At 37.8% G+C, this 21,866-nt stretch carries 18 protein-coding genes and 2 riboswitches; of the genes, 10 read left to right on the top strand and 8 right to left on the bottom strand.

Going from position 1 to position 21,866, the window contains the following annotated elements; all coding sequences use genetic code 11:
- Positions 1 to 89: 89 nt before the first annotated feature.
- Entirely contained in the window at positions 90 to 1,430 is a 1,341-nt protein-coding gene (locus tag A6749_RS27285) for an MFS transporter (protein ID WP_066400493.1), read from the top strand.
- Between the two features lie 38 nt (positions 1,431 to 1,468).
- On the top strand, positions 1,469 to 2,608 hold the full coding sequence (solA, locus tag A6749_RS27280; protein ID WP_066400491.1) for an N-methyl-L-tryptophan oxidase: 1,140 nt from the start codon (positions 1,469 to 1,471) through the stop codon (positions 2,606 to 2,608).
- 243 nt (positions 2,609 to 2,851) lie between these two features.
- Here solA and A6749_RS27275 read toward each other — a convergent pair whose 3' ends face one another.
- Entirely contained in the window at positions 2,852 to 4,054 is a 1,203-nt protein-coding gene (locus A6749_RS27275; protein ID WP_066400489.1) for a 2-methylaconitate cis-trans isomerase PrpF family protein, read from the bottom strand.
- A gap of 227 nt (positions 4,055 to 4,281) precedes the next feature.
- On the opposite strand from A6749_RS27275, the gene A6749_RS27270 reads away from it, so the two are divergent.
- The 4 genes from A6749_RS27270 to A6749_RS27255 all read left to right on the top strand — a co-directional run bounded on the left by A6749_RS27270 (position 4,282) and on the right by A6749_RS27255 (position 8,157).
- Complete coding sequence (locus A6749_RS27270; protein ID WP_066400488.1) at positions 4,282 to 5,061, top strand: ABC transporter ATP-binding protein; 780 nt, start codon at positions 4,282 to 4,284, stop codon at positions 5,059 to 5,061.
- A complete protein-coding gene (locus tag A6749_RS27265) occupies positions 5,058 to 5,894 on the top strand; it encodes an ABC transporter permease (protein WP_127487395.1) in 837 nt (278 codons plus the stop codon). Before A6749_RS27270 ends, A6749_RS27265 begins: the two co-directional genes overlap by 4 nt.
- 23 nt (positions 5,895 to 5,917) lie before the next feature.
- The gene (locus tag A6749_RS27260; RefSeq protein ID WP_066400486.1) at positions 5,918 to 6,946 is read left to right on the top strand and encodes an ABC transporter substrate-binding protein; all 1,029 of its coding nucleotides are present in this window, start codon (positions 5,918 to 5,920) and stop codon (positions 6,944 to 6,946) included.
- Between the two features lie 101 nt (positions 6,947 to 7,047).
- Positions 7,048 to 8,157: an AbrB family transcriptional regulator gene (locus A6749_RS27255; protein ID WP_066400484.1), complete on the top strand. Its 1,110-nt coding sequence runs from the start codon at positions 7,048 to 7,050 to the stop codon at positions 8,155 to 8,157.
- 52 nt (positions 8,158 to 8,209) lie between these two features.
- Here the strand turns inward: A6749_RS27255 and A6749_RS27250 are convergent, their stop codons facing one another.
- A complete protein-coding gene (locus A6749_RS27250; protein ID WP_066400483.1) occupies positions 8,210 to 9,076 on the bottom strand; it encodes a LysR family transcriptional regulator in 867 nt (288 codons plus the stop codon).
- Positions 9,077 to 9,259: 183 nt separating this feature from the next.
- Here A6749_RS27250 and tcuA point away from each other — a divergent pair, with 183 nt between their 5' ends.
- The gene (gene tcuA, locus A6749_RS27245) at positions 9,260 to 10,759 is read left to right on the top strand and encodes an FAD-dependent tricarballylate dehydrogenase TcuA (protein ID WP_066400477.1); all 1,500 of its coding nucleotides are present in this window, start codon (positions 9,260 to 9,262) and stop codon (positions 10,757 to 10,759) included.
- Between the two features lie 1,304 nt (positions 10,760 to 12,063).
- Here tcuA and A6749_RS27240 read toward each other — a convergent pair.
- The 4 genes from A6749_RS27240 to A6749_RS27225 form a co-directional block, all read right to left on the bottom strand.
- Positions 12,064 to 12,399 (bottom strand): L,D-transpeptidase, encoded by a 336-nt coding sequence (locus tag A6749_RS27240; RefSeq protein ID WP_066400476.1) that lies wholly within the window; start codon positions 12,397 to 12,399, stop codon positions 12,064 to 12,066.
- Between the two features lie 309 nt (positions 12,400 to 12,708).
- On the bottom strand, positions 12,709 to 13,605 hold the full coding sequence (locus A6749_RS27235) for a TIGR03943 family putative permease subunit (protein WP_066400475.1): 897 nt from the start codon (positions 13,603 to 13,605) through the stop codon (positions 12,709 to 12,711).
- Positions 13,606 to 13,617: 12 nt separating this feature from the next.
- Positions 13,618 to 14,616 carry a permease gene (locus tag A6749_RS27230; RefSeq protein WP_066400474.1) on the bottom strand — a complete coding sequence of 333 codons (999 nt, stop codon included), beginning with the start codon at positions 14,614 to 14,616 and terminating at the stop codon, positions 13,618 to 13,620.
- Between the two features lie 116 nt (positions 14,617 to 14,732).
- Complete coding sequence (locus tag A6749_RS27225; protein ID WP_066400472.1) at positions 14,733 to 15,773, bottom strand: metal ABC transporter solute-binding protein, Zn/Mn family; 1,041 nt, start codon at positions 15,771 to 15,773, stop codon at positions 14,733 to 14,735.
- Positions 15,774 to 16,111: 338 nt separating this feature from the next.
- Here A6749_RS27225 and A6749_RS27220 point away from each other — a divergent pair, with 338 nt between their 5' ends.
- The 3 genes from A6749_RS27220 (at position 16,112) to A6749_RS29320 (ending at position 19,070) form a co-directional block, all read left to right on the top strand.
- The gene (locus A6749_RS27220; RefSeq protein ID WP_066400468.1) at positions 16,112 to 17,299 is read left to right on the top strand and encodes a GTP-binding protein; all 1,188 of its coding nucleotides are present in this window, start codon (positions 16,112 to 16,114) and stop codon (positions 17,297 to 17,299) included.
- A 19-nt stretch (positions 17,300 to 17,318) separates the two neighbouring features.
- Positions 17,319 to 17,468, top strand: a complete 150-nt coding sequence (gene rpmG / locus A6749_RS27215; RefSeq protein WP_066400466.1) for a 50S ribosomal protein L33 — start codon at positions 17,319 to 17,321, stop codon at positions 17,466 to 17,468.
- Positions 17,469 to 17,667: 199 nt separating this feature from the next.
- A riboswitch (cyclic di-GMP riboswitch) is annotated at positions 17,668 to 17,752 on the top strand.
- A 22-nt stretch (positions 17,753 to 17,774) separates the two neighbouring features.
- Positions 17,775 to 19,070, top strand: coding sequence for a LysM peptidoglycan-binding domain-containing protein (locus A6749_RS29320; protein ID WP_066400463.1), 1,296 nt, complete (start codon positions 17,775 to 17,777; stop codon positions 19,068 to 19,070).
- Between the two features lie 200 nt (positions 19,071 to 19,270).
- On the opposite strand, the gene A6749_RS27205 is transcribed toward A6749_RS29320, so the two are convergent.
- Positions 19,271 to 20,191 carry an alpha/beta hydrolase gene (locus tag A6749_RS27205; RefSeq protein WP_066400460.1) on the bottom strand — a complete coding sequence of 307 codons (921 nt, stop codon included), beginning with the start codon at positions 20,189 to 20,191 and terminating at the stop codon, positions 19,271 to 19,273.
- 267 nt (positions 20,192 to 20,458) lie between these two features.
- Positions 20,459 to 21,631 (bottom strand): MFS transporter, encoded by a 1,173-nt coding sequence (locus tag A6749_RS27200; RefSeq protein ID WP_066401257.1) that lies wholly within the window; start codon positions 21,629 to 21,631, stop codon positions 20,459 to 20,461.
- A gap of 61 nt (positions 21,632 to 21,692) precedes the next feature.
- Positions 21,693 to 21,790: riboswitch (purine riboswitch) on the bottom strand.
- Positions 21,791 to 21,866 lie beyond the last annotated feature (76 nt).

The following is a 21,866-nucleotide window of genomic DNA, read 5'->3' as shown; positions in this document are numbered from 1 at the left end:
CAGAAGAAGTTTAAGGTTTCGGATAGTAGTAAAAATGCTACACAGCAGATTTTCAAAACTAAATAATAATTCAAATGGAGGGACGAATAATGGGTCAAATAACCTTAGATGAAGCACCATTAAACAGCTTTCATAAGCGGGTGGTTTCGTTTACAACTGGAGGCATGTTTTGCGACGGGTATATCCTGGGTATGATTGGTTATGCAATGGTTTTGTTAGGTCCACAAATGAATCTTACTCCATTTTGGTATGGAATGATCGGGAGTTCTGCATTAATAGGTATTTTTATTGGAAGTTTACTATGTGGATGGTTAACAGACAGAATCGGAAGAAAACTCGCCTTTACAATTGATTTAATATTAATGCTAGTATTATCTATTTCCCAATTTTTTGTTACAGATCCAACACAATTATTCATAGTCAGATTATTATTAGGGATCGCCATTGGAGCTGAATATGCTATTGGGGCGGCACTTATGGCTGAATTTTTGCCTAAAAAACAACGTGGAAGTTTGCTTGCTTGTCTAAATGCAGTCTGGACATTAGGGTTTGTAGTATCAGTTATTGCCGGCTACTTTATGCTTAAAATGGGGGGAGATACTATCTGGCGCTGGATGCTTGCAAGCAGCTCCATTCCTGCGTTTATTGTTTTAATTTTAAGATGGGGGGCACCTGAATCTCCTCGCTGGCTAATTAATAAGGGCAGAAGAGAAGAAGCTGAAAATATTGTTAAGAAATATATTGGATCCAATGTTGTCATTGATGATTTAGTTATAGAAGAAAATGTAAAAACCAGTTATCTCGAACTTTTCTCTAAAAAATATATGAAACGAACCATCTTTTGCTCCGTTTTTTGGTTTTGCCAAATAACTCCATTCTTTGCTATTATCACATTCGCTCCACAAATCCTAAAAACATTTAACCTTTCCGATGATGGCTTAACTGGCACTCTCATATTAAATTTATTTCAATTAGCTGGAGTCATTTTTGGTGTTTGGATTATGGATAAGGTTTCCAGAAGATATTTTATGATTGTATCCTTCGCCATTCTAATCCCTTCCCTATTTATTCTAGGAATCATACCGAATCCAAGTGCTTTTATCTTAATCCTTTGTTTTGCTGTATTTTTATTTGTTGTAACTGCCGCTGGAAATCTTGAATATGTGTACCCAAGTGAACTTTTTCCTACACATATACGCTCTACCGGTGTAGGGTTTGCATCAGCGATGTCAAGAACGGGCGCAGCTGTCGGTACACTATTGCTTCCAATGGGAATAGAACGTTACGGAATTGGGGTGACATTACTAATTGGTGCAGGAGTACTAGTCATTGGTTTTATTACATCCATTTTATTAGCACCAGAAACAAGAGGTTTATCTCTAAACGAGGCATCACTTGTATTGGATCAAACAGCTAATAACAAGATTTAAGCATTGGAGAATTGTATAGATGGAAGGAGGAGAAAGTAATGGATGCAGATGTAGCGGTAATTGGTGTAGGAACAATGGGGAGTATGGTGATGTGGCAGCTGGCCAAGAGGGGAGCTAGTGTTATTGGGTTTGAACAATTTGGGATTGGTCATGACCGGTCGGCAGCAGGAGGAGAGTCACGACTTTTTCGGACAGCAGGTTACGCCCCATTAAAAAATACAAACTCATTATTTGTTCCTATATTATTAGAATCTTATAATCTATGGAGAAAGTTAGAAAAGGAAACCGGCGAAGATTTACTCACAATCAATGGCGGCCTCATGATAGGGAATCCCGATGAGGATTTTGTTGGAAATATCCTTACAGCTATCAATGAATTTCAACTAGATCACGAAATTTTTGAGGGCGAATCCGCCAAAAGGAGATTTCCGCAACATCGATTATTAGATGGCGAAGTTATGGTTCTTGATAAATTAGCCGGGTATATCAGACCTGAACTATCGGTTGTTACGGCATCTAGACGAGCGGAAGAATTAGGGGCGGCTATTCATAGGTACACATGTGTTGAGGAAATAGAACAAGAGAATGAAAGGGTACGGATTAAGGCAAACGGGAAGAATTATTATGTTGGTAAAGTTGTTATTTCTGCAGGACCATGGACAGGAAAATTCCTTCCAAATGTAAAGAAATCAGTCATTACTCCTAAAAAAATTGGTATGACTTGGTATCCATCAAGAAATATCAGTTTATTTAAACCTGACCGTTTCCCGGGCTTTATGAGAATTAGTAATGGGATTAATTTTTTTGGTGTTCCAACTCTTGAAGGTTCGATGGTAAAAATAGCTCTTAATACCTTGTATGGGGATATTGAGGATCCCGATCATGTTGACAAGAATATAAGAATGGATGAGCTTGAAACGATAAATAGTGCTGTTAAGAGTTTTCTCCCGGACTTAATACCAGAACCAACCAGGGTAAGTGTCCATATGGATGGTTATACTGATGACAATGATTCATTGGTAGGAGAAGTCCCTGGAATGAAAAATGTGTTTGTAATCAGCGGCTTTTCAGGGGGCGGTTTTAAGATGGCTCCAGCGATGGGGAAAATTGGTGCTGATTTAATAATAGATGGAAAAACTAATCATAATATCGAGCATCTCTCACCAGCAAGGTTTTAAATATGAATGAAAAAGCGGCAGCAAGATGTGAAAATATCACATAATGACTGCCGCTTTTTTTGTCCTGTTCGCTGCAGGTAAAACCAACCAAGAACAAATGATGAGCCATTGGTATTCAGTTTAGAGTTAAGCAACATCATAGAGTTCTTTATAGATTCCTATATAGGAAAAACCTTTAGGTATGGTGCTTCATACATTTTCGGTAAACAAATCCAACCTTATGCGGCTTATTACAAGCCTTTTTTAATACTGTTGCACTTCATATATTTCTTTTCCAACTTCATCCTCTGGAGTGAGCATTGAAAATGGGACATAGGCATATCCATCCATGATTCTTCTAGCCGTTCTTCCAATTGCTGCACGTGGGACGATCCAGTTGGAACCTGACTTTTCGACAGTGACTTCAGTATAAAGTACGCCTGAAGGGTGACCAATTCTGATTCCGTTTCCTGCTACAAATATTTGTTGGTTTGGAATGGTTCCATTAATTTGGGCAGCGGTTGCAACAGCAATGGCCCCACTAACCGCAAAGGCTCGATGTAATGTCCCCATTGAAATATATCGGGATGTAATATCAATATTTTCTTTCCGAATGATTTCGTTATTTATATTTACATAATCCTGTGGCGGTGAAACAACGGCAATTTTAGGCAACGCGTGGGTGGAAGGTGTAACATGATCTCTATTTTCAAGGAAACCTGCAAGGATTCCAGCTTCTACACGTATTTTCTCAAGAGTATTTAATAGTTCTAGCTTACTATTTATTTGAGCCGGTAACTCAGTACCCTGTATACTTACGTCCTTAGCTCGTACGAAGACAAGAGGATTGACAGAGTCTATAATCGAAACTTCAAATTTTCTCCCATCCGGTATCTGAATGATATCTGTTGGATTGGAGGTAGGCAATGTTTTTCCTGTATGTGTACCACCTGTATCTAAGAAATTTAACATGATTTTTGATGAAAGACCGGGAACTCCGTCAATTTTAAATTCCCCTTCATATTGTATCTGACCATTTGCTACAGGTATTTCAATGGCAATTATTTTTTTGGTGTTTGTGTTATAGACACGAATACATGTCAGGGGTTCAGTAAATCTAGTATACCCTTCCTCTAACGCATAGAGCCCAACCGCTGTAGCAATATTACCGCAAGTAGCCTGATAATCTATTGTATTTTGATTAAGACTGACTTGACCGAAAGTATAATCTATTTGTGCATCTGGATGGGAAGGAGGACCAACAATCGCTAATTTACTCGTTAAGGAAGACCCGCCTCCCAAACCATCAATCTGGTTTGTATCAGGGCTTCCAAATATGCGTAAAATCACTTGATCCCTAAGAATGAGATTGGATGGGAGGTCAATGGAGCGTAATATTAAACCTTTGCTCGTTCCGCCTCTCATGATGGTAGTAGGAATTCGATAATTCTGAATGTAGCTGCTCATTTTAAACACAACCTTGTTAATAATTTTACATTTAGCTTAACGGGATTAAGATAGTAAGAAAAATACAGGATTTTTATCATAGTTTATAAAATAAATTTATTAATAAATTGAAAATGGATTAAATTTTTAAATAGATTATTTTTATGTACTATTATAAATTTTTTAAATTTTAAAATTTATTTTAATTATGATAGGTTATTACTATAGCGAAAGGGGAAATGTTAAAAATGGCACTAATAAAATTTTCCGGTGTATCCAAACAATTTGAACGTAATGATGAAACATTTTGGGCAACACGCAACATTAATTTAGAGGTTGAAAAAGGGGAGTTTCTAACAGTAATTGGTCCAAGCGGCTGTGGGAAATCAACGGTGCTAAATTTGTGTGCTGGAATAATGACGGCCGATGAGGGATCCATCATGTACGATGGGAAGCCGGTAAACAAGGTAAATACGAAGGTAGGATATATGACCCAAAAGGATAACCTGCTGCCTTGGCGAACAGTTATGAAAAATGTGGAACTCGGGTTAGAAATCCAAGGGATCAGTCGAAGTGAACGAGAAAAAAGATGTAGACGCTATATTGAAATGGTAGGACTGGATGGATTTGAAAAACATTATCCTCAAGAGCTTTCCGGTGGAATGCGAAAACGGGTAAGTTTGGCTCAATTGTTGGCCTACAATCCAGAAACCTTACTGCTTGATGAACCGTTTGGTGCACTAGATGCTCAATTAAGGTTAATCATGCAGGATAAATTATTAGAAATATGGAAGGAAACAAAGAAAACCATAATCTTTGTTACCCATGATCTTGACGAAGCGGTTTCTTTAGGCGATAGAGTAGCGGTATTCAGTAAGCGCCCGGGGACCATTAAAATGGTTGAAAAAATAAATATCCCTAGACCAAGAGATGTATATAACATCCGTCTATCGCCGGAATTCTCGAAAGCGCATACAACGCTTTGGAGTGCATTAAAAGATGAATTTGAATTGGAGGTTAGTATATGAGTTCAGAAGCAATTATTATTGAGCAGTCAAAGAAAAAGGCCCTTTCCAAAAGAAAAATGAGGAAACGTAAGGAATTTATTAAACTTTCTATTATTAGACTATTTATCATCGTTTTTACTCTATTCATTTGGCATTTCTTATCTGGAAGAGTGATAGATAAGTTTTGGATTAGCTCTCCCACTGATGTTATGCAAGCAATTTACAAGTGGACGGTAAGTGGGGAATTGTTTTACCATCTATCCATCACAGTGCAAGAAACGCTACTAGGATTCGTATTCGGTGCATTGGCAGGGGGGATTGTAGGATTTTTGCTTGGCCGCTGGACATATGGCGCGAAAATTTTTGAACCTTTCATTATGTCTTTATACAGCTTGCCTAAAATTGCGCTAGCACCATTATTTATTCTTTGGTTTGGAATTGGAATCGATATGAAAATAATCTTAGCAGCGGTTACAGTGTTTTTCTTAGTATTTATCAATACCTATGCAGGTGTTAGAAATGTGGATAAAGATATGCTGGAAAATATTCGGATTATGGGAGCTTCTGAAAGACAAATTACTTTCAAAGTGGTTCTACCTTCTGCACTGACGTGGATCATGGTTGGACTACGAACATCTATTCCCTACGCTTTAATTGGAGCCGTTGTTGGTGAAATTACGGCTTCGAACAGAGGAGTTGGTTACTTAATTCAATATTCGGCTGGGCAATATGACACGGGTGGCACCTTTGCGGCCTTAATTATACTCATGTTATTTTCAATTGCCTTAAATTTCATTGTTACTGGATTAATTGAAAAACGCTTCCTCCGTTGGAAGACGGACCAATCAAACTAAACAAAAGGAAATGGGGAGTATCTATGCGTAGGGTAAAAACATTTGCAGCAGGGTTATTAACTAGTATGTTATTGTTATCGGCATGTAGTGCTGAAAAATCTTCAAACGAAGCAGGAAAAAAGGGGAATGCAGAAAAAATAACCATTGCTCAATCCTCTTCCAGCTTATTATTTACACCAATTTATGTTGCCCAAGAGAAAGGCTTTTTTAAAGAAGAAGGTTTGGACGTTGAAGTAACAATTGCCGGAGGATCTACAAATGTTCTTTCTGCAGTAGTAGGGGGTGGAGCAGAGGTTGGGGCAACAGGCTTGTCCGTGGTAATGGATGTGAATAGTAAAGGTCAGGACGTACAGGCATTTGCCTCTTTAATTAATCAATATGCATCTAATGTGGTGATTAGGAAAGATGTGGCTCAGAAGCTGGGTGTGACCGAAGATTCATCCATTGATGAGAAAATTAAAGCGTTAAAGGGATTAAGCATTGGAATTACACAGCCAGGAGGCGGCAGTGATCGTTTAGTTCGTCATTTATTAAAAACTCAAAATCTAAATCCGGATAAGGATGCAACGATCGTCCCTCTAGGAAAAGCCGAAGCCATTCTCCCGGCATTCACGAATAATCAAATTCAGGCATTTGTATTCTCTTCGCCGACATCTGAGCAAGCTATTACTAGTGATGAAGGTATATTATTACTAAACCTGTCGAAGGGCGAAATTAAAGAATTAGATGGGTTTACACATAGTACATTACTAACAAAAAAAGATTTTATTAAAAAGAATCCGGAAACAATCCAAAAAATGACCAATGCGATTGCGAAAGCGGAAAAGTTTATAAGTGAGAATAAAGAAGAGGCGAAAGAGGTAGTCAGAAAATCATTTGATAAGCTTGATAAGGTAACCTTTGATGCCGCATTTGAAAACAACTTCGAAGCGTTTGCACGGACACCGGTTATAACCAAAAGTGGATATGAGATGAATGTTAAGTTTGAAGGAGTGAATGCGCCTTTTGAAAAGGTTGTTAACAATGAGTTTGCCGAAAAGAGTAATCAATAAAATGGAGGGATAGAGTAGAAAAAGTCTTGTGAATGCTGCAAGACTTTTCCTTTTAATGGGGGGATTGAAAATTTCCTGAGGTAGGAAGAAGGTTTTTATAGGTGAATCAGAAAAGACTTTATATTTTGTTACTCTGTATCCTCTCCGGGTATTTTGTTTCTTTAACAGGCATTTCTGTTGGTTGGATGATAGGGGCATTCCTGATTGGTGGAATCTTTTCTCTTTGGATCCCGTCTTGGATTCACCCTGCCGAGGGGTCACTAGGAGTTCCTAAATACTGGATGTTTATCGGTCAATGGATATTGGGGGTAGAATTAGGACAAAAAATGAATACGGGCGTTTTCCACCTATTTATTGAGAATTGGCTTTATGTCATCACTATCCTCCTAGTATCCATTCTATTTTCCCTTCTTTCCGGGTATTTTTTATGGCGATTTAGTCAAACGGATTTCTTAACAAGTTTTATTGGAACCGCACCTGGCGGGATTTCAGTCATGCCTATTTTTGCCGAAGAAATAGGGGCGAATCCTGCTTTAGTTAGTATCATTCAAATCATCCGAGTTCTATTAGTGATTGGTACGGTTCCGCTTTTAGCCATTTATTGGACGAACAGCAGTGAAGAGCTTCATACCAGTGTAATCGCTAGTGATGCGTCAGTGGGGGCACATCAACTTTTTTGGATGGGGTTAGTAGTGCTTCTTTCTGTTGGCGGTTCATTCCTAGCGAAATATTTAAAATTCCCTACTCCATGGCTGCTAGGCAGTATGATCGTGGTAGCCATTTGGCAGGCGATAGGTGGTCTGTATAAGGAAAGCTTTACAGTCATTTATTGGCCGCACTGGCTCCTCGTCATATCACAGCTATTAATTGGAGTCAGCATCGGCTCACGATTTACGAGTCGAATGTTTGTTGGAATCAAACGGACATTATTAGTCGGTTCACTTGGATCAGTGGGGCTAATTATGGTGATGGCGCTTTGTGCAACCGTGATGTCAAAAGTAACCGATATTAGTTGGATTACAGCTATTTTAGCATTCGCGCCAGGTGGGATTGCGGAAATGGCAGCTACTGCTGTTGCGCTAGATGCAGATTCTACCTTCGTCGTGGTCGTGCAGGTGCTTCGAATCGGCGTTGTCATCACGGTGTTACCAACAGTTTTTAAATTTCTAGAGCGGCGAATAACGAAAAAAGAAATAAGTATGACAAAATAATGGTTAACCTAACGATAATGGGAGTACACGAATCAGATTTGATTCGTGTGCCTTATTCGTTTTTTTCCCGTTTAAGAATAAAATCTACGAATGCCTTTACAATGGATAATTCTAGGGAATTCTCATTAAAAATCAGCCAAGTCCTTCTAGAGAATTCACTCTTATTTTTGGATGAAACTTCAATTCTATGTAATTGATGATAGCCTTTTAAGGAAATCTCAGGAACTACCGCGAATCCAAGTCCGTGTAACACCATCTCAATACAGGTGTCAATCCGGTCGACCTCCATCGTATATTTAGGTGGGGTATCAAATGTTTCTTGCCACCAGGTATCTGTTATTGTTTTTAATGTAAGATCTGTTTTGTAGTTAATTCTTGACAATTCAGGGAGGTCCTCTATATTAATTTTATTTTTAGAAACAACAAATAATTTTTCCTCATTAAGCAAATACTTCTTCCCGGGCCAATTATAATTTCCCCGAATAATTCCGACATGTGTCTCTTCCTTCTGAAGTAAATTATGCATATCGGCGCTCCATCCGGTTTTTAAGATAATTTCAACGTCTGGATATTCTTTTAAGAAGGCACTTAAGATCTCTGGTAACTCATATCGTGCAAAAATACTTGCAACCCCTAATCTTAATGTTCCTCTAATTTTGGTATCCATATTTTCCAAGTGTTCCTTCGTTTTTCTCAAATCGGCCAACATTTTATTTGAATAGAGTACTAGATGATTTCCTTCTGGTGTAAATTCGACTCCTCTTTTACCTCTTAAAAGAATTCTTACATTAAATTCTTCCTCTAATTGTTTAATTCGGTAGGTTAGAGCCGGCTGAGATATGTATAAACGCTCAGCAGCCTTTGTAATATTTCTCTCCTGATAAACGGTTTGAAGAATTCTCCAATCTTTTTCGTCCAATTTATATACCTCTCAGTCTGCAATATTCTAAATATTAAGTATACAGGAATCTTAACATCATCTGTAAAGTTCCTCAACACATCTATAAAAAAAATTTATGAATCTAAATAAAATTACGGTATTTTATTTATCGGTAAAATCGAAATAAACTAGATTTATAAGTCAATGGAGGAGGAGATATAAATGATAAATTATGATGTTGTTGTAGTTGGGGCAGGGAATGCGGCACTTTGTGCGGCCATTTCATCTCGAGAAAAGGGAGTGAACGTCCTGGTTCTTGAAAAAGCACCTATGAATAAAAGAGGAGGAAATTCATTTTTTACGGATGGAGCCATTCGATTTGCTTACCAAGGAATAGAAGAAATAAGAAAAGTCATTCCTAGTATTACGGATGAAGAAGCTGAACAAATTAATATGCCGGTTTATTCAGAAAGCGATTACTATCATGATTTGATGAGAGTGACAGAGGGGAAAAGTGATCCAGAATTAGCGAATCAACTTGTATCAAAGTCTTTTGAGACGATTGCTTGGATGCAGAGCCATGGTGTTGAATTTGAATTAAACTATGAAAATCAATCATATAAAAATGAGGGGAAACACCATTTTTGGGGTGGACTTCCAGTGAAAACCCATAATAAAGGTGTCGGTCTTGTCCAGCAATTAAATGATCGGGCAAAAGAGTTAGGAATTGATATTTGGTATGAATCTCAGGCAATCAAACTATTGGCTGAAGATGATCAATTGAAAGGCATCCTCGTTCAACGAGGAGAGGAAGCCGTAATGGTCAACACGGGATGCGTTATATTGGCGTGTGGAGGTTTTGAAGCCAATAAACAAATGCGTACCCAATATATTGGATTGGAATGGGGATCAGCCATTGTACGTGGAACAGAATTTAATACAGGGGATGGCCTTTCTATGGCATTGGCTCTGGGTGCGCAAAGGTATGGAGATTGGTCAGGTTGCCATTCCATTGGTACAGATCTTAACGCACCAAAAGTAGGAGATTTTAACAAGCCAGGTGATATTTATAAGAAATCTTCCTTTCCAATTGGTATTTTAATTAATAAAAATGGCGAGCGATTTGTTGATGAAGGGGCAGATTTCCGAAATTATACCTACGCCAAATACGGAAGAGAAGTATTAAAACAGCCAGATCAGATAGCCTACCAATTATTTGATGCGAAGGTACGCTCCATGTTACGTAAAGAGTACAATCTAGAAGAAGCGACCGTATATGAGGCGAATACGCTGGAAGAATTAGCGGATCAAATGGATGTGAATAAGGAACAGTTTTTAAAAACTATCCTTGAATACAATGAAGCAGTCCAAGAGGGGGAATACAATCCAACCGTAAAAGATCATAAAGGAACCGTTAGGATTACGCCTCCAAAAACGAATTGGGCTTTACGCTTAGACGAAGCACCTTTCTATGCTTACCCTGTCACCTGCGGAATCACTTTTACATTTGGGGGAGTCCATGTCAGCCCGACAGGTGAAGTATTAAATAAGGAAGGGAATGCTATTAAGGGCCTATATGCAGCAGGTGAAATGGTGGGTGGTCTCTTTTATGAAAATTACCCTGGAGGATCAGGCCTAATGTCTGGCGCGGTCTTTGGAAAGTTAGCAGGTGAATCGGCAGCCAGGTATTCGTTAGAGCGGAAAGGGAATGTAGTTTACTAATTAATATTTGTAAGAAAGTATCTGGGTTTATTCTTAAAAGGTCCGTTCTGAGGTCTTTTCTAAAATACATGGCGAAATGAAATTCGTTCTGAAATCGTTATTGGTATATAAAAAACAAAACTCGCCATAGAAATTGGCGAGTTTTGTTATTATGATTACTGAAACCTTATTTAACTTAAGCATCTGTTCGTTTAAATAGAAACCTTCACAACTCTTCTAAACTTTAAACATAATCCAATCTCTCAAATAAGTTATTCCAGAATCAGGAGCAATGTAAAAAGATGCCTCTTATTAAAGAAAAGCGTCCGATTGCTGAAGATTAAAACTGCAAAATAATAATGTTAACAATAGAAATGTATATAACAGCTCACCAAATTAGGTGGTTGAATAAAAAAACTTGTCTAAGTTAATAATAACTATGTTTGCAATTAGAAGATTTTTTACCAATTTAAAATTTATATAGGAGTCTGTTCATAATGAATAACCTTAGTGTTACTCTCACTGAAAGTACAATTTGAAAAATTGACGTAAATGAGTTATAACATTACGATGAATAGCCTAGCTTTTAAATAAGAATTTTCAACTGAAGATTCTTTTTTTTATTTTCTAAAATTTATGATGTGATGGTCTTCTTGTTGAACTAAAGCCTCGTTACATTAAGTACATAATTACACAATCTCCTTTAAAATTTAGAATAGATATCTAATTTTCATAAAATGAGTTGTTCCACATATGGCCCGATTGTCGAATACAAGTTAAAAACCTCTCTTCAACTAAACTCCCCGTTCAATAAGAAAAAGGTGTTTCCATTGATTGTAGAACGCCCTTGCTAGTTTAAGTGATGAATTTCACAATCTTTTTATCTTACCACAATCTAATCCCTTTTTGTGTAGGGGCATATCAAAAAGACGCCTTCTTACTGTAGATAAGGGCAGGTTTGTTGAATATCAATAACATTATCCAGTATTGTTTGTTGATGACATAAAAGACTGATATTAGCTCCGTAATGGCAAGGTGAAGGCCCGTGTTGAAATGATGTTGACATTGTGCAATCTTAAGCAAATTAACTCCGTATTAGGAGCTATTATTTTTTATTATGATAAAATCGCTTTGCTTTTGCACGATTCCCGCAGTCTGCCATATAGCTCTTTTTCAGAAGTAAGAATGTCTATAGCTGATTGAATAATTGATGGAAGCATTCCTTCTAATCTTTCTTCACAATTCACTATTTTAGAAATATTCAACGATGCACACAACGAAGTTTTAGACACAAAAATATGCTGTGAAGGGTCGAGATAACAAATTCATTTATGAATAAAAACTTTAGTACCAATTTGAACTCTAGATGATAATTCTAGAACATCATGATTAAACATTCTAATACATCCATGTGATACGTTCTTACCGATAGAAGATGGGTTATTTGTTCCGTGTATACCATAATGAGGTTTTGATAATCCCATCCAAAGCACTCCAAATGGTCCGCCGGGATTGCTTTGTTTATTTATAATTGTGTATGTTCCTGATGGGGTTGGTGACAATATCTTTCCAACTGCTATTGGGTAAGTTTTTATAAGCTTGTGACGATCAAAAAGTTTTAATTGATGTTTTGAAGTTGATACGTCAATCCATCTTGCCATAAGGTTCAACTCCATTTTTTGAATATTGTATGGAGTAACTCAGGTATGTGTTAATTAACAACATATTTGTTTGATAGTTAATGTGAAAAGAAAGCAAAACAGCCTTAATGGAGTACTCGAACAAACAAATAGGCGGTAGCTTATACTAGTCGTGCGCAAGAATAGAATAATCCTTGTGCCACTTCTACTTTAAAGGGCTAGATTCCTGAAATAGCTCCCAATAAAAAACTAGCTAAAATGCTGTAAGTTTTGCTTAAAAATTGTTTTTCTTTGTTTTTTGCCTTCACTAGTTAGTATTTTTGGAGAAATTTAAAATATCTTAACATTAATCGGATAAATATAAGGTTGATTAGGTTCCTTAATTTCCTTCCATTTTGTAATTTTTATAATAGGAAGCTCGGCACCGTTAAAGGTACTGATATCTAAAACTCCTCTTGCCTCAATCCATGTATTTTCCTCAACGCTGGAGGCATCTTTGAACTCCGATAAAAATCCAATTATACCAGCATCTGCAACACAGTGGGTAATAGAAAACCTTGCAATTACTAATTGGTCCTGTTTAAACTCGTCTTCTTTATAAACAAACCCCTTTAATTCGATTTCTCTTCCTTTAAATTTATCAGGATTGTTATCGATTTCCTCATAATAGACGGAGTATACATTGTCCTTCATTTTAATCAAGTGGCTTTGTTCTAAGATTTGTTTAATTTCTTCATATTCCTTTTCCGAAATTATTTTAGGATCTATCACTTTGGAATGTTGTGATGTAAGATCTTTTTGGTCGTCACCAATATTCTCTTTTTTTGTTTTCTTTTGATTGGTTAAAACAGCCATACCACCTTTTTTATCTACGATGGAGGCATCAAGCACCTTAGCAGGAAGCAGGAACCCGGTGGCCAAAGGAAAAGCAATTATGACATAGGCAATTACCTTTTTTGTATTAATTTGAGAATCACCATGGTCATGATGACAGCAATGGTCATCGTGATCACAATTGTGGTGATGGCTATGTCTCGTAGTGGACCATATTCTCGTGATTTGGATAAAAAACAAAATTAAAAATAAAACGGAAGCGGACTGGCTTAGTCCTTCATATTTAGGGTTAATAAACTTTAAGATTTCACCTGTATAATGCAATTTAAAAAGCATGACGGAAAAACATAGCAAAATAAACGCTCTAACAGCTTGTTGTATGTGAAAATTCACAAATTCTCCCCCTTATAGAAAGCTTTGTACAAGCATAATAGTAATAAAGATGGTTGCCGTAATTAACGCCAATACACCCATCACAAATTTCCCCTTGAAGACACCCAGCATCATGAGGGTGTTTTTCAAATCCATCATCGGCCCGAAGATTAAAAATCCTAAAATCGCAGAGGTTGGAAAAAGGCTGCTGAAGGACGCACCGATAAAGGCATCTGCTTCTGAACATAGTGATAAAACAAACGCCAATCCCATCATGATTGCCAACGATGCCGCTGGACCATTTCCGGATTCAAAGAGAGCCCTCGCAGGCAAATAGGTTTGTACAAAAGCTGCTAAAAAAGCTCCCATAATCAAGTATTTTCCCATATCGAAAAACTCATCAATGGAGTGGATCAGCATGTCCCAAAATCTTGTTGAAATAGGTTCTTTTTTAGAATGGGAGTGTGATTGAACGGAAGGGACGGAGGCTTTCAATTGATTTCCTTTAAAAATCAAGCTGATAACAAAAGCAATAATGATCGAGATAATAAAACCCAATCCCATCCTTAGCCCAGCTATTTTAAAATCATTTCCAAACGCCATGTATGTAGAGGCAATGACAATTGGATTAATAAGCGGGCCTGTCAGCATAAAGCCAATAGCTGCATAAATTGGCACACCTTTACCGACAAGACGGCGGGTGATGGGCACAATTCCACATTCACAAGCGGGGAAGAGGGCTCCAATGACACAACTCATAGTGATGGCTAGAAATCTATTCTTCGGAATCCATCTTCGGATATGTTCTTCCGTCACAAAGACTTGGATGACACCAGCAATAAGGACGCCTATTAAAACAAATGGCAGGGCTTCTATTAATATACTTAGAAAAATCGTGTTAAGGTTTAGCAATGATGGAGACAGATGAAAGGGTAGTTGAAAGTGTAAACTGAAAGAAAGCAGAAGCAGGGTGAAGCAGAGAATGACCATACCAGTAATATCGATAATATGATTACGAAGAATTCGAGTCATAATAACCTCCTTAAATATAGTATTCCATAAAATTTATCTTAAATTTTGATAGAGTATGAATAATAATTTGTAATAGGATTGCCCTGCCCTATAACGGCAGGGGTTCTCCCGTATTCTTAATCATTTAGTGCAGACTTAAGAGTTTCTAAGTTCTTACGCATGATACTGAAGTAATCATCTTTTTGTTTCATGTTTTCATCTGTTATGGACTCTAGATTATGCAATGTAAGCGACTTTGCCCCTAATTCATTTTGAATAATGGTTGCTACCTTAGGTGAAGCACTCTGCTCAAAAATCACATAACGAATGTTATGGGCGGCTGACTCATCCACGATTTCCTTCAATTGTTTTTGGGTAGGTTCCTGAGTAGGAGATAGTCCTGAAATGGCTATCTGTTTAATCCCATAACGCTTTTCCCAATATCCGTAGGCAGCATGGGAAACTAATAAATACTTCGTTTTTGAACTGGCAATGGTCGTCTTAAATTCTTGATCTAGTTTTTCTAAATCGCTTTTAAGTGAATTAAAATTGGTTTCAAACTCTGTTTTATGTTCTGGCATTAATTCGCATAAAGAAGTTTTGATATTGGTTGCTAGTTCAATTGCAAGAATCGGATCCAGCCATACGTGAGGATCGAGGTCACCATGATGATGTTCATCCGCTTCATGGTCATGAGATTCTTCGTTTTCAGCATCATGGTCATGTCCATCGTCATGGTGTTCATTATCCACATTTTCTTCTTCCTTATTGTGCGAGTGCTCATGTGAATGGTTTGATTTTATGAGATGAATCCCTTCGCCAGCCTTTATGACTGTTACATTTTCTTTTTTCAATATTTCAGATGCTTTTTCAGCAAATCCTTCAATCCCAACCCCTGAATAGATAAATAAATCAGAGTTAGAGAGATTTACCATGTCTTTTGTGGAAGGTTCATAGGAATGAGCATCCACGTTTGGCGGGTAAATATTCTTCACTTCAACAAACTTTCCACCGATTTTTTGGGTAAAATCTTCTACCGGGTATATGGTTGTGTAAACTGTTAAGGGTTCTTTGTTGTTTTTTTCTTTGGTTTTACCTGCAGTCTCAGTATTGGAACATCCAGCTAAAATAAGACCTAACAGTAGGGCAGATGAGGAAACTAATTTTTTGAATTTCATTTTTTAACTCCAATCTAGTATTTGTGGAAAATCGTAACCATTCCGTTTTACATTCTAAATTAACTCTATGGGTTTGTAAATGAAATTATGCCTTTTTCATTTTAAAAAAATCTTCCGTGAAACGAAGAGGAAAATTTTTTAAAAAGACTTGCAATAAAGAAAAAAATTTATTATTATGTTAATCGTAACTATTACGATTTACATTGAAATGGAAATGAAAAAGAACAAATCCACTGGATTTGGAAATGAAACACAGGATATAGAGGATAGAGAAAAAGGATTTTTCTATAGCTTCTAAATCGTAATGATTTTGATTTATCTAAAATGAGGTGAAGGAAATGAATAAAAAAATACCGGTTACGGTGCTAAGCGGATATCTAGGTTCTGGGAAAACTACTTTATTGAATCATGTATTGGCTAATCGAGAGAATAAAAAGATTGCAGTCATTGTGAATGATATGAGTGAAGTAAATATTGATGCTGCAATGGTTAAACAAGGTGGATTTTCCCGGACGGACGAGAAATTAGTAGAGCTTCAAAACGGCTGTATTTGCTGTACATTAAGAGAAGACTTAATGGTCGAAGTGGAAAGGCTCGTTCAGGCAGGGGATATTGACTATATCTTAATTGAATCATCTGGAATTTCAGAGCCAATTCCTGTAGCCCAAACATTTACATATGTAGATGAGAATTTAGGAATCAATCTTTCGGATTATTGCAGGTTAGACACGATGGTGACAGTAGTCGATGCAAATCGCTTTTGGCATGATTTTTCTTCAGGTGAAAGTCTTCTTGATCGAAAGCAAGGAACGGATGAATTGGACACTCGTGAAGTGGTCGACTTATTAATTGATCAAATTGAATTTGCAAATGTATTAATCTTAAACAAAATGGATTTAGTGAAAAAAGAGAGTGTGCTTGAACTGAAGGCAGTTCTTCATAAGCTAAATCCCGATGCGAAAATTATTGAGAGTAATCACTCACAAGTAGCATTAAAGGAAATCTTAGATACGAATTTATTTGATTTTGAAGAAGCGAGTCAAGCTGCAGGCTGGATAAAGGAATTAACGGAGGAACATACTCCGGAAACAGAGGAATATGGGATTTCATCCTTCGTCTACCGCAGAAGAAAACCATTTCATCCAGAAAGATGGATGAAATGGTTAGAGGAGTGGCCGACAGATGTTGTGCGGGCCAAAGGATTCTTCTGGCTGGCAACACGAAATGATACAACAGGGTTATTGTCACAAGCAGGACCTTCGATTGAACTTCAGGGGGCAGGTCAATGGTTAGCGGCTTACCCCGAGCAGGAAAAGGAGCAAATCCTCATGGAAGAACCCGAACTATTGGAAAACTGGGACAAACAGTATGGGGACCGAATGAATGAGCTCGTTTTTATCGGGGTGGAAATGAATCGTGAAGCAATTGAGACTTCATTAGATCAATGTTTGTTAACAGAAGAGGAAATGAAAACGGACTGGAATTCATTACTTGATCCGCTTCCGGTCTTTACAGAAACGGCATAAAACTTAGGAGGAATGAAAAATGAGAGTGAAAATCGCCTTAGCATGTACTGAAACAGGAGATCGAAATTATATCACCACAAAAAATAAGCGCAACAACCCAGAGCGTATCGAATTAATGAAATATTCCCCGCGTCTAAAAAGACGCACGCTACATCGAGAAACAAAATAGCTGTTCATGATGTTTGCAATTTAAAGGAGATCAATATAAGGCCTCTAATTTTGAAAATATGAACACTGGAAACTAATCCGGTGAAGTTCAACCAAATAATGGTTATTTTGTATGTTGGAAACAATTCCCCCTATATTCTATCAATAAAATCATCTATAGTAATCTTTAGGAATTATAGATAGAGAGAAGATCGTTCCTTATTTGAAAAAGGCACAGCTATCGAAAGGTAGTTTCGCAAAACCACAGACCTAAAGCACATCTGCCATGGTAGCTGGGTTACTGAAGAATATAGGGGGAAGTTTTATTTTGAAAAAAATATTCACAACAACAGGGAAAATCCCAAAAGCCATTACAGCTGCAGTACTATCGTTATCTATCATTACACCCGCATCCATGTTAACAGCAAATGCGGCTACAATAACTTACAAAGTTAAGTCAGGTGACACCCTATCAGCAATAGCTAAAAAGTATAAGGTATCTCTAACAAGTTTAAAATCTACTAATAAAATCACTAACGCTAACAAAATCAAAGTTGGCTTAGTACTTAAAATTCCATCAACAACTACGAAAACCACCATAAAAAAACCGTCAACAACGGCTTCCAAAACAGCAATTAAACCTGCTGCAACGGTAAAGAAGCCCGCAGCGACTACAAAACCAAAGGCAAAACCAACAACTTATAAGGTGGTCAAAGGTGATACATTATCAAAAATAGCAAAGAAATTTGGTTTGACAGTTACCCAATTAAAGTCATACAACAGTCTAAAATCAGACATAATCAAAATTGGACAAGTGTTAAAGCTTATGGCACCAACTGCAGCAAAGCCTGCTGCTAAACCAGCAGCCCCGAAACCTGTCGTAAAGCAGCCAGCGGTTGAAGCTCCAAAACCGGTTCAGCCTAAAGGAGATACTTATAAAGTTGTTGCAGGTGACACCCTATTCTTAATCGCTAAAGCAAATGGATTGACAGTAGCGAAAATGAAAGAATACAACAATTTAACATCAGACTCGATTTATGCTGGACAAGTTCTGCGTTTAACTGCACCTGATGGTACTGTAGGACAACCTGTACCTCAAGGTGAATTTGTAGACTACATTACGAACTATAACCTTTCAGCACAGCAAAAAGCCAACTTCATTCATCAAGTAGCACCCGAAGCAATCCTTGCTTGGAAAGAATATAAGATTTTACCGTCACTAACAATAGCTCAAGCTATTCTTGAATCTTACTATGGATTCTCATGGTTATCAGTAAATGGGAATAACTACTTTGGCATTAAAGCTGATTCCAGTTGGACCGGCAATTATGTATCCATGCCTACTAGGGAATTCGACAGTAACGGTGTTGAATTCGTTTTAACTGAAAAATTCCGAAAGTACAGCAGCATACATGAGTCCATCGTTGACCATAGTAAATTCTTACTAAGACCTAGATATGCAAACATTATTGGTGTAACGGACTACATGGCTGCAACCAAAAATATTCAACAAGACGGTTATGCAACGGATCCTAACTATGCAAAATTATTACAAGCTAAAATCACGCAGCACAACTTGACTCAGTACGATGTACAAGCAGGTGCTATAGCTTCAGCAAACTAAGGACTTGCCTTCGGGCGGGTTCTTTTCTTTTTCTACGAAAATCATTGTAGGCAAGCGGGTCGCTCCCCGGTGCATTTAAACTTTAGTGCACTGATGGAACCGACCCTTTATTAGAATGTTTGATAACCATACATACATCACCTTGTACCTCGTCCCTTATATCCACTTAAAGAACATGGCAGGGCGGCTTCAGCTTTACACTATTTTAAGCACTTATCAAGAAACAGCACAATACGACGCGTATACTCTTTTTTATTCATAGGGTAGGAATGAATGTGTTGACATTCTTCCGTCAGCCATAATTCTTTACGGTTATCGGATGATACCGAATGAAATAAACTTTTGCTCTCGGTATAAGGAATGGCTTGATCCGCTTTACTGTGAATGAAGAAGAAAGATTTTCCTTTCGCTTTTTTAACAAGATTGATGGGTGAAACTTCGGCGGGGTCAATTTTAAGGAGTTTTCGCATGGAATGATAAATAATCGGTGTAAAGGGCTTCTTTGGTAATTTGGACCAATAAGACAGATTTTCTTTTAAAAAGGGTTCTAAATCGCTAAAGGGACTATCCGCAATAATAGCAGACACTGCAGGATGTTCACATCCAGCAATAAGAGCAGTGGAAGCACCCATACTCCAACCAAGAAGAGCAATCTTTTTCTGCCTTTTTTTCTGAATGGCATAATCTATCGCTGCATATAAATCATGGTTTTCAAAGAACCCCAAACCCGTCGTTCTGCCTTTCGATTTACCTGCATTACGAAAATCAAACATCAACACATTATAGCCTCGTTCTGACAGTACCCTAGCAAGCATGAGTCCTTCAATACCATCCATGGAACGTTCATTCATATAACCGTGTGCAGTAATGACCGTTTTTTTGCTTTGTGTTGAAGCAGCGGGAATCCACCAGCCGGCTAGCCTAACTTGATCTTTTCTGCTGTGAAATTGGATTTCTTCGAAAATCAAACCGTAATCCTTCGGGTTTTTCGTAGTTTTTGCAGGGATGGGATGGGTTAGATACAAACCGATGCTAAGAGGGGGAAGAAAAAATAAAAAGGGGGCTGCTAATAACGGTCGCCATAGGGAATTACTTTTTTTCTTCTTTTTCTCCTCATCCATTCCAATTCCTCCTGTCCATTTTGAGTAATCGGTACTTTATCATATGCCGATTAACAAAAAACGGAAAACCATAAAGGACTATTTTGTTGGATTTCTTCAATAGTTCTACATTTCATCTTAATAAAGAACATTGGAATTATATTATTCTTGAAGGACCATTTCAGAGGAGGAAAGCGCTTGGATATTAAAATCCAAGCGCTTTTGTTAGCTATCGTTATTTATGTTATCTAAACGTAATGTGTTTGATTAGGTGATTTCATCAATCCATTAAGCACTCTTTGCTTCAGACTTATGGGAAATAACCGGTCTTGTCAAAGAAAATACGGCAAAAAGCAGGGAGATGATGACAACAACGGCGCCAACCCAAGCCATGTTGGAAATATGATTCGTTTGCCCAAGAGCAATGCCCCCAATCGCCGAACCGAGTGATATGCCGATTTGCAATGCTGAATTATTGAAGCTTTGTTGGATATCAGATGTAACAGGATCGACTTGGATCAAATAACTTTGCTGCGGCGGTGCGAGACTCCAGCTTAATGCCGCCCAAATCATCATAATCGGTATGAACACCGCGAGCGAAACAGTAGAGAATGGAAGAACAAACAGGATCACCGCAAATGAGCTGATGACAATCAGAATACTCTTCTTAGCACCAATCCAATCGGAAAGTGTTCCGCCCAATGCACCCCCGCTCACAGCCGCTATGCCAAATATAAAATAACAGATGCTGACCCAATTGGCGTTAAGATGAAGATTCGTTTCCAGAAACGGCGTAAAATAAGCATAAAGTGTGTAGTGTCCTGCCAGCATAAACAAGGTGGCGAGATGAGCACTTCCAATTTTTGCACTAGCCACTGCCTTTAGTTGGACGGACAGCGGCACGGTTTGCTCGCCTGGGATCCTCTCGAAAAACAGGGAAATAAGAAAAATTGCGCCAATTGATAAAACGGCAATACAGAGAAAAATCATTCTCCAGCCCAATTGATCGGAAATTAAAATGCCAAGGGGAACGCCAAACACAAGCGACGAACTAATCCCCATATAAATAAGCCCCACTGCCTTTGCTTGATGGGACGGTTTCACAATTTTTGCTGCAATCGTCAACGAAAGTACGACAATTAATGCTGTACTCATGGCTGTCAACACTCTGGCAATCATCATAAAGGTGAAGCTCGTGCTAAAATATGTCATGATATTGCCGATAAAAAAGACAAACAAGGAGATGAGGTATAATTTCTTGCGCTCTATTTTGCTTGTTAGGACAAGTAGAACAGGCCCGGCAATGGCATATATGAGCGCAAACACGGTGATTAATTGCCCCGCGGTACTAAGAGAAATCTTAAAATCATCTGCAATGACTGGCAATATTCCGCCAACCATTAGCTCAACCAAGCCGGTTGCAACTGCTGCAAGGGCCAATATAAAAACTCTTATATTCATATGAACATCACTGTCCTTTCTGCTTAGTTTTTTGGAAAAAAATAAAATCCTGACTACAAAAATGAAGTTTTCATTTCTGTAGTCAGGATTTTTCGGTTCCTGGTAGAGACCCCCAAGCCGTATTCTTGAGGTTATACATTGGGATATATTTGATTGCAACTAGTAAAATATAATACTATGTTCCAATATAATTTTCAAGCCCATTTTCTGGAACAAGGGGACAGGGGCATGACCT

The organism is Neobacillus mesonae (assembly GCF_001636315.1).
Lineage (GTDB): Bacteria > Bacillota > Bacilli > Bacillales > Cytobacillaceae > Neobacillus > Neobacillus mesonae.
The sequence above is the reverse complement of the archived record's forward strand: the minus strand, read 5'-3'. Positions and strand labels throughout refer to the sequence as shown.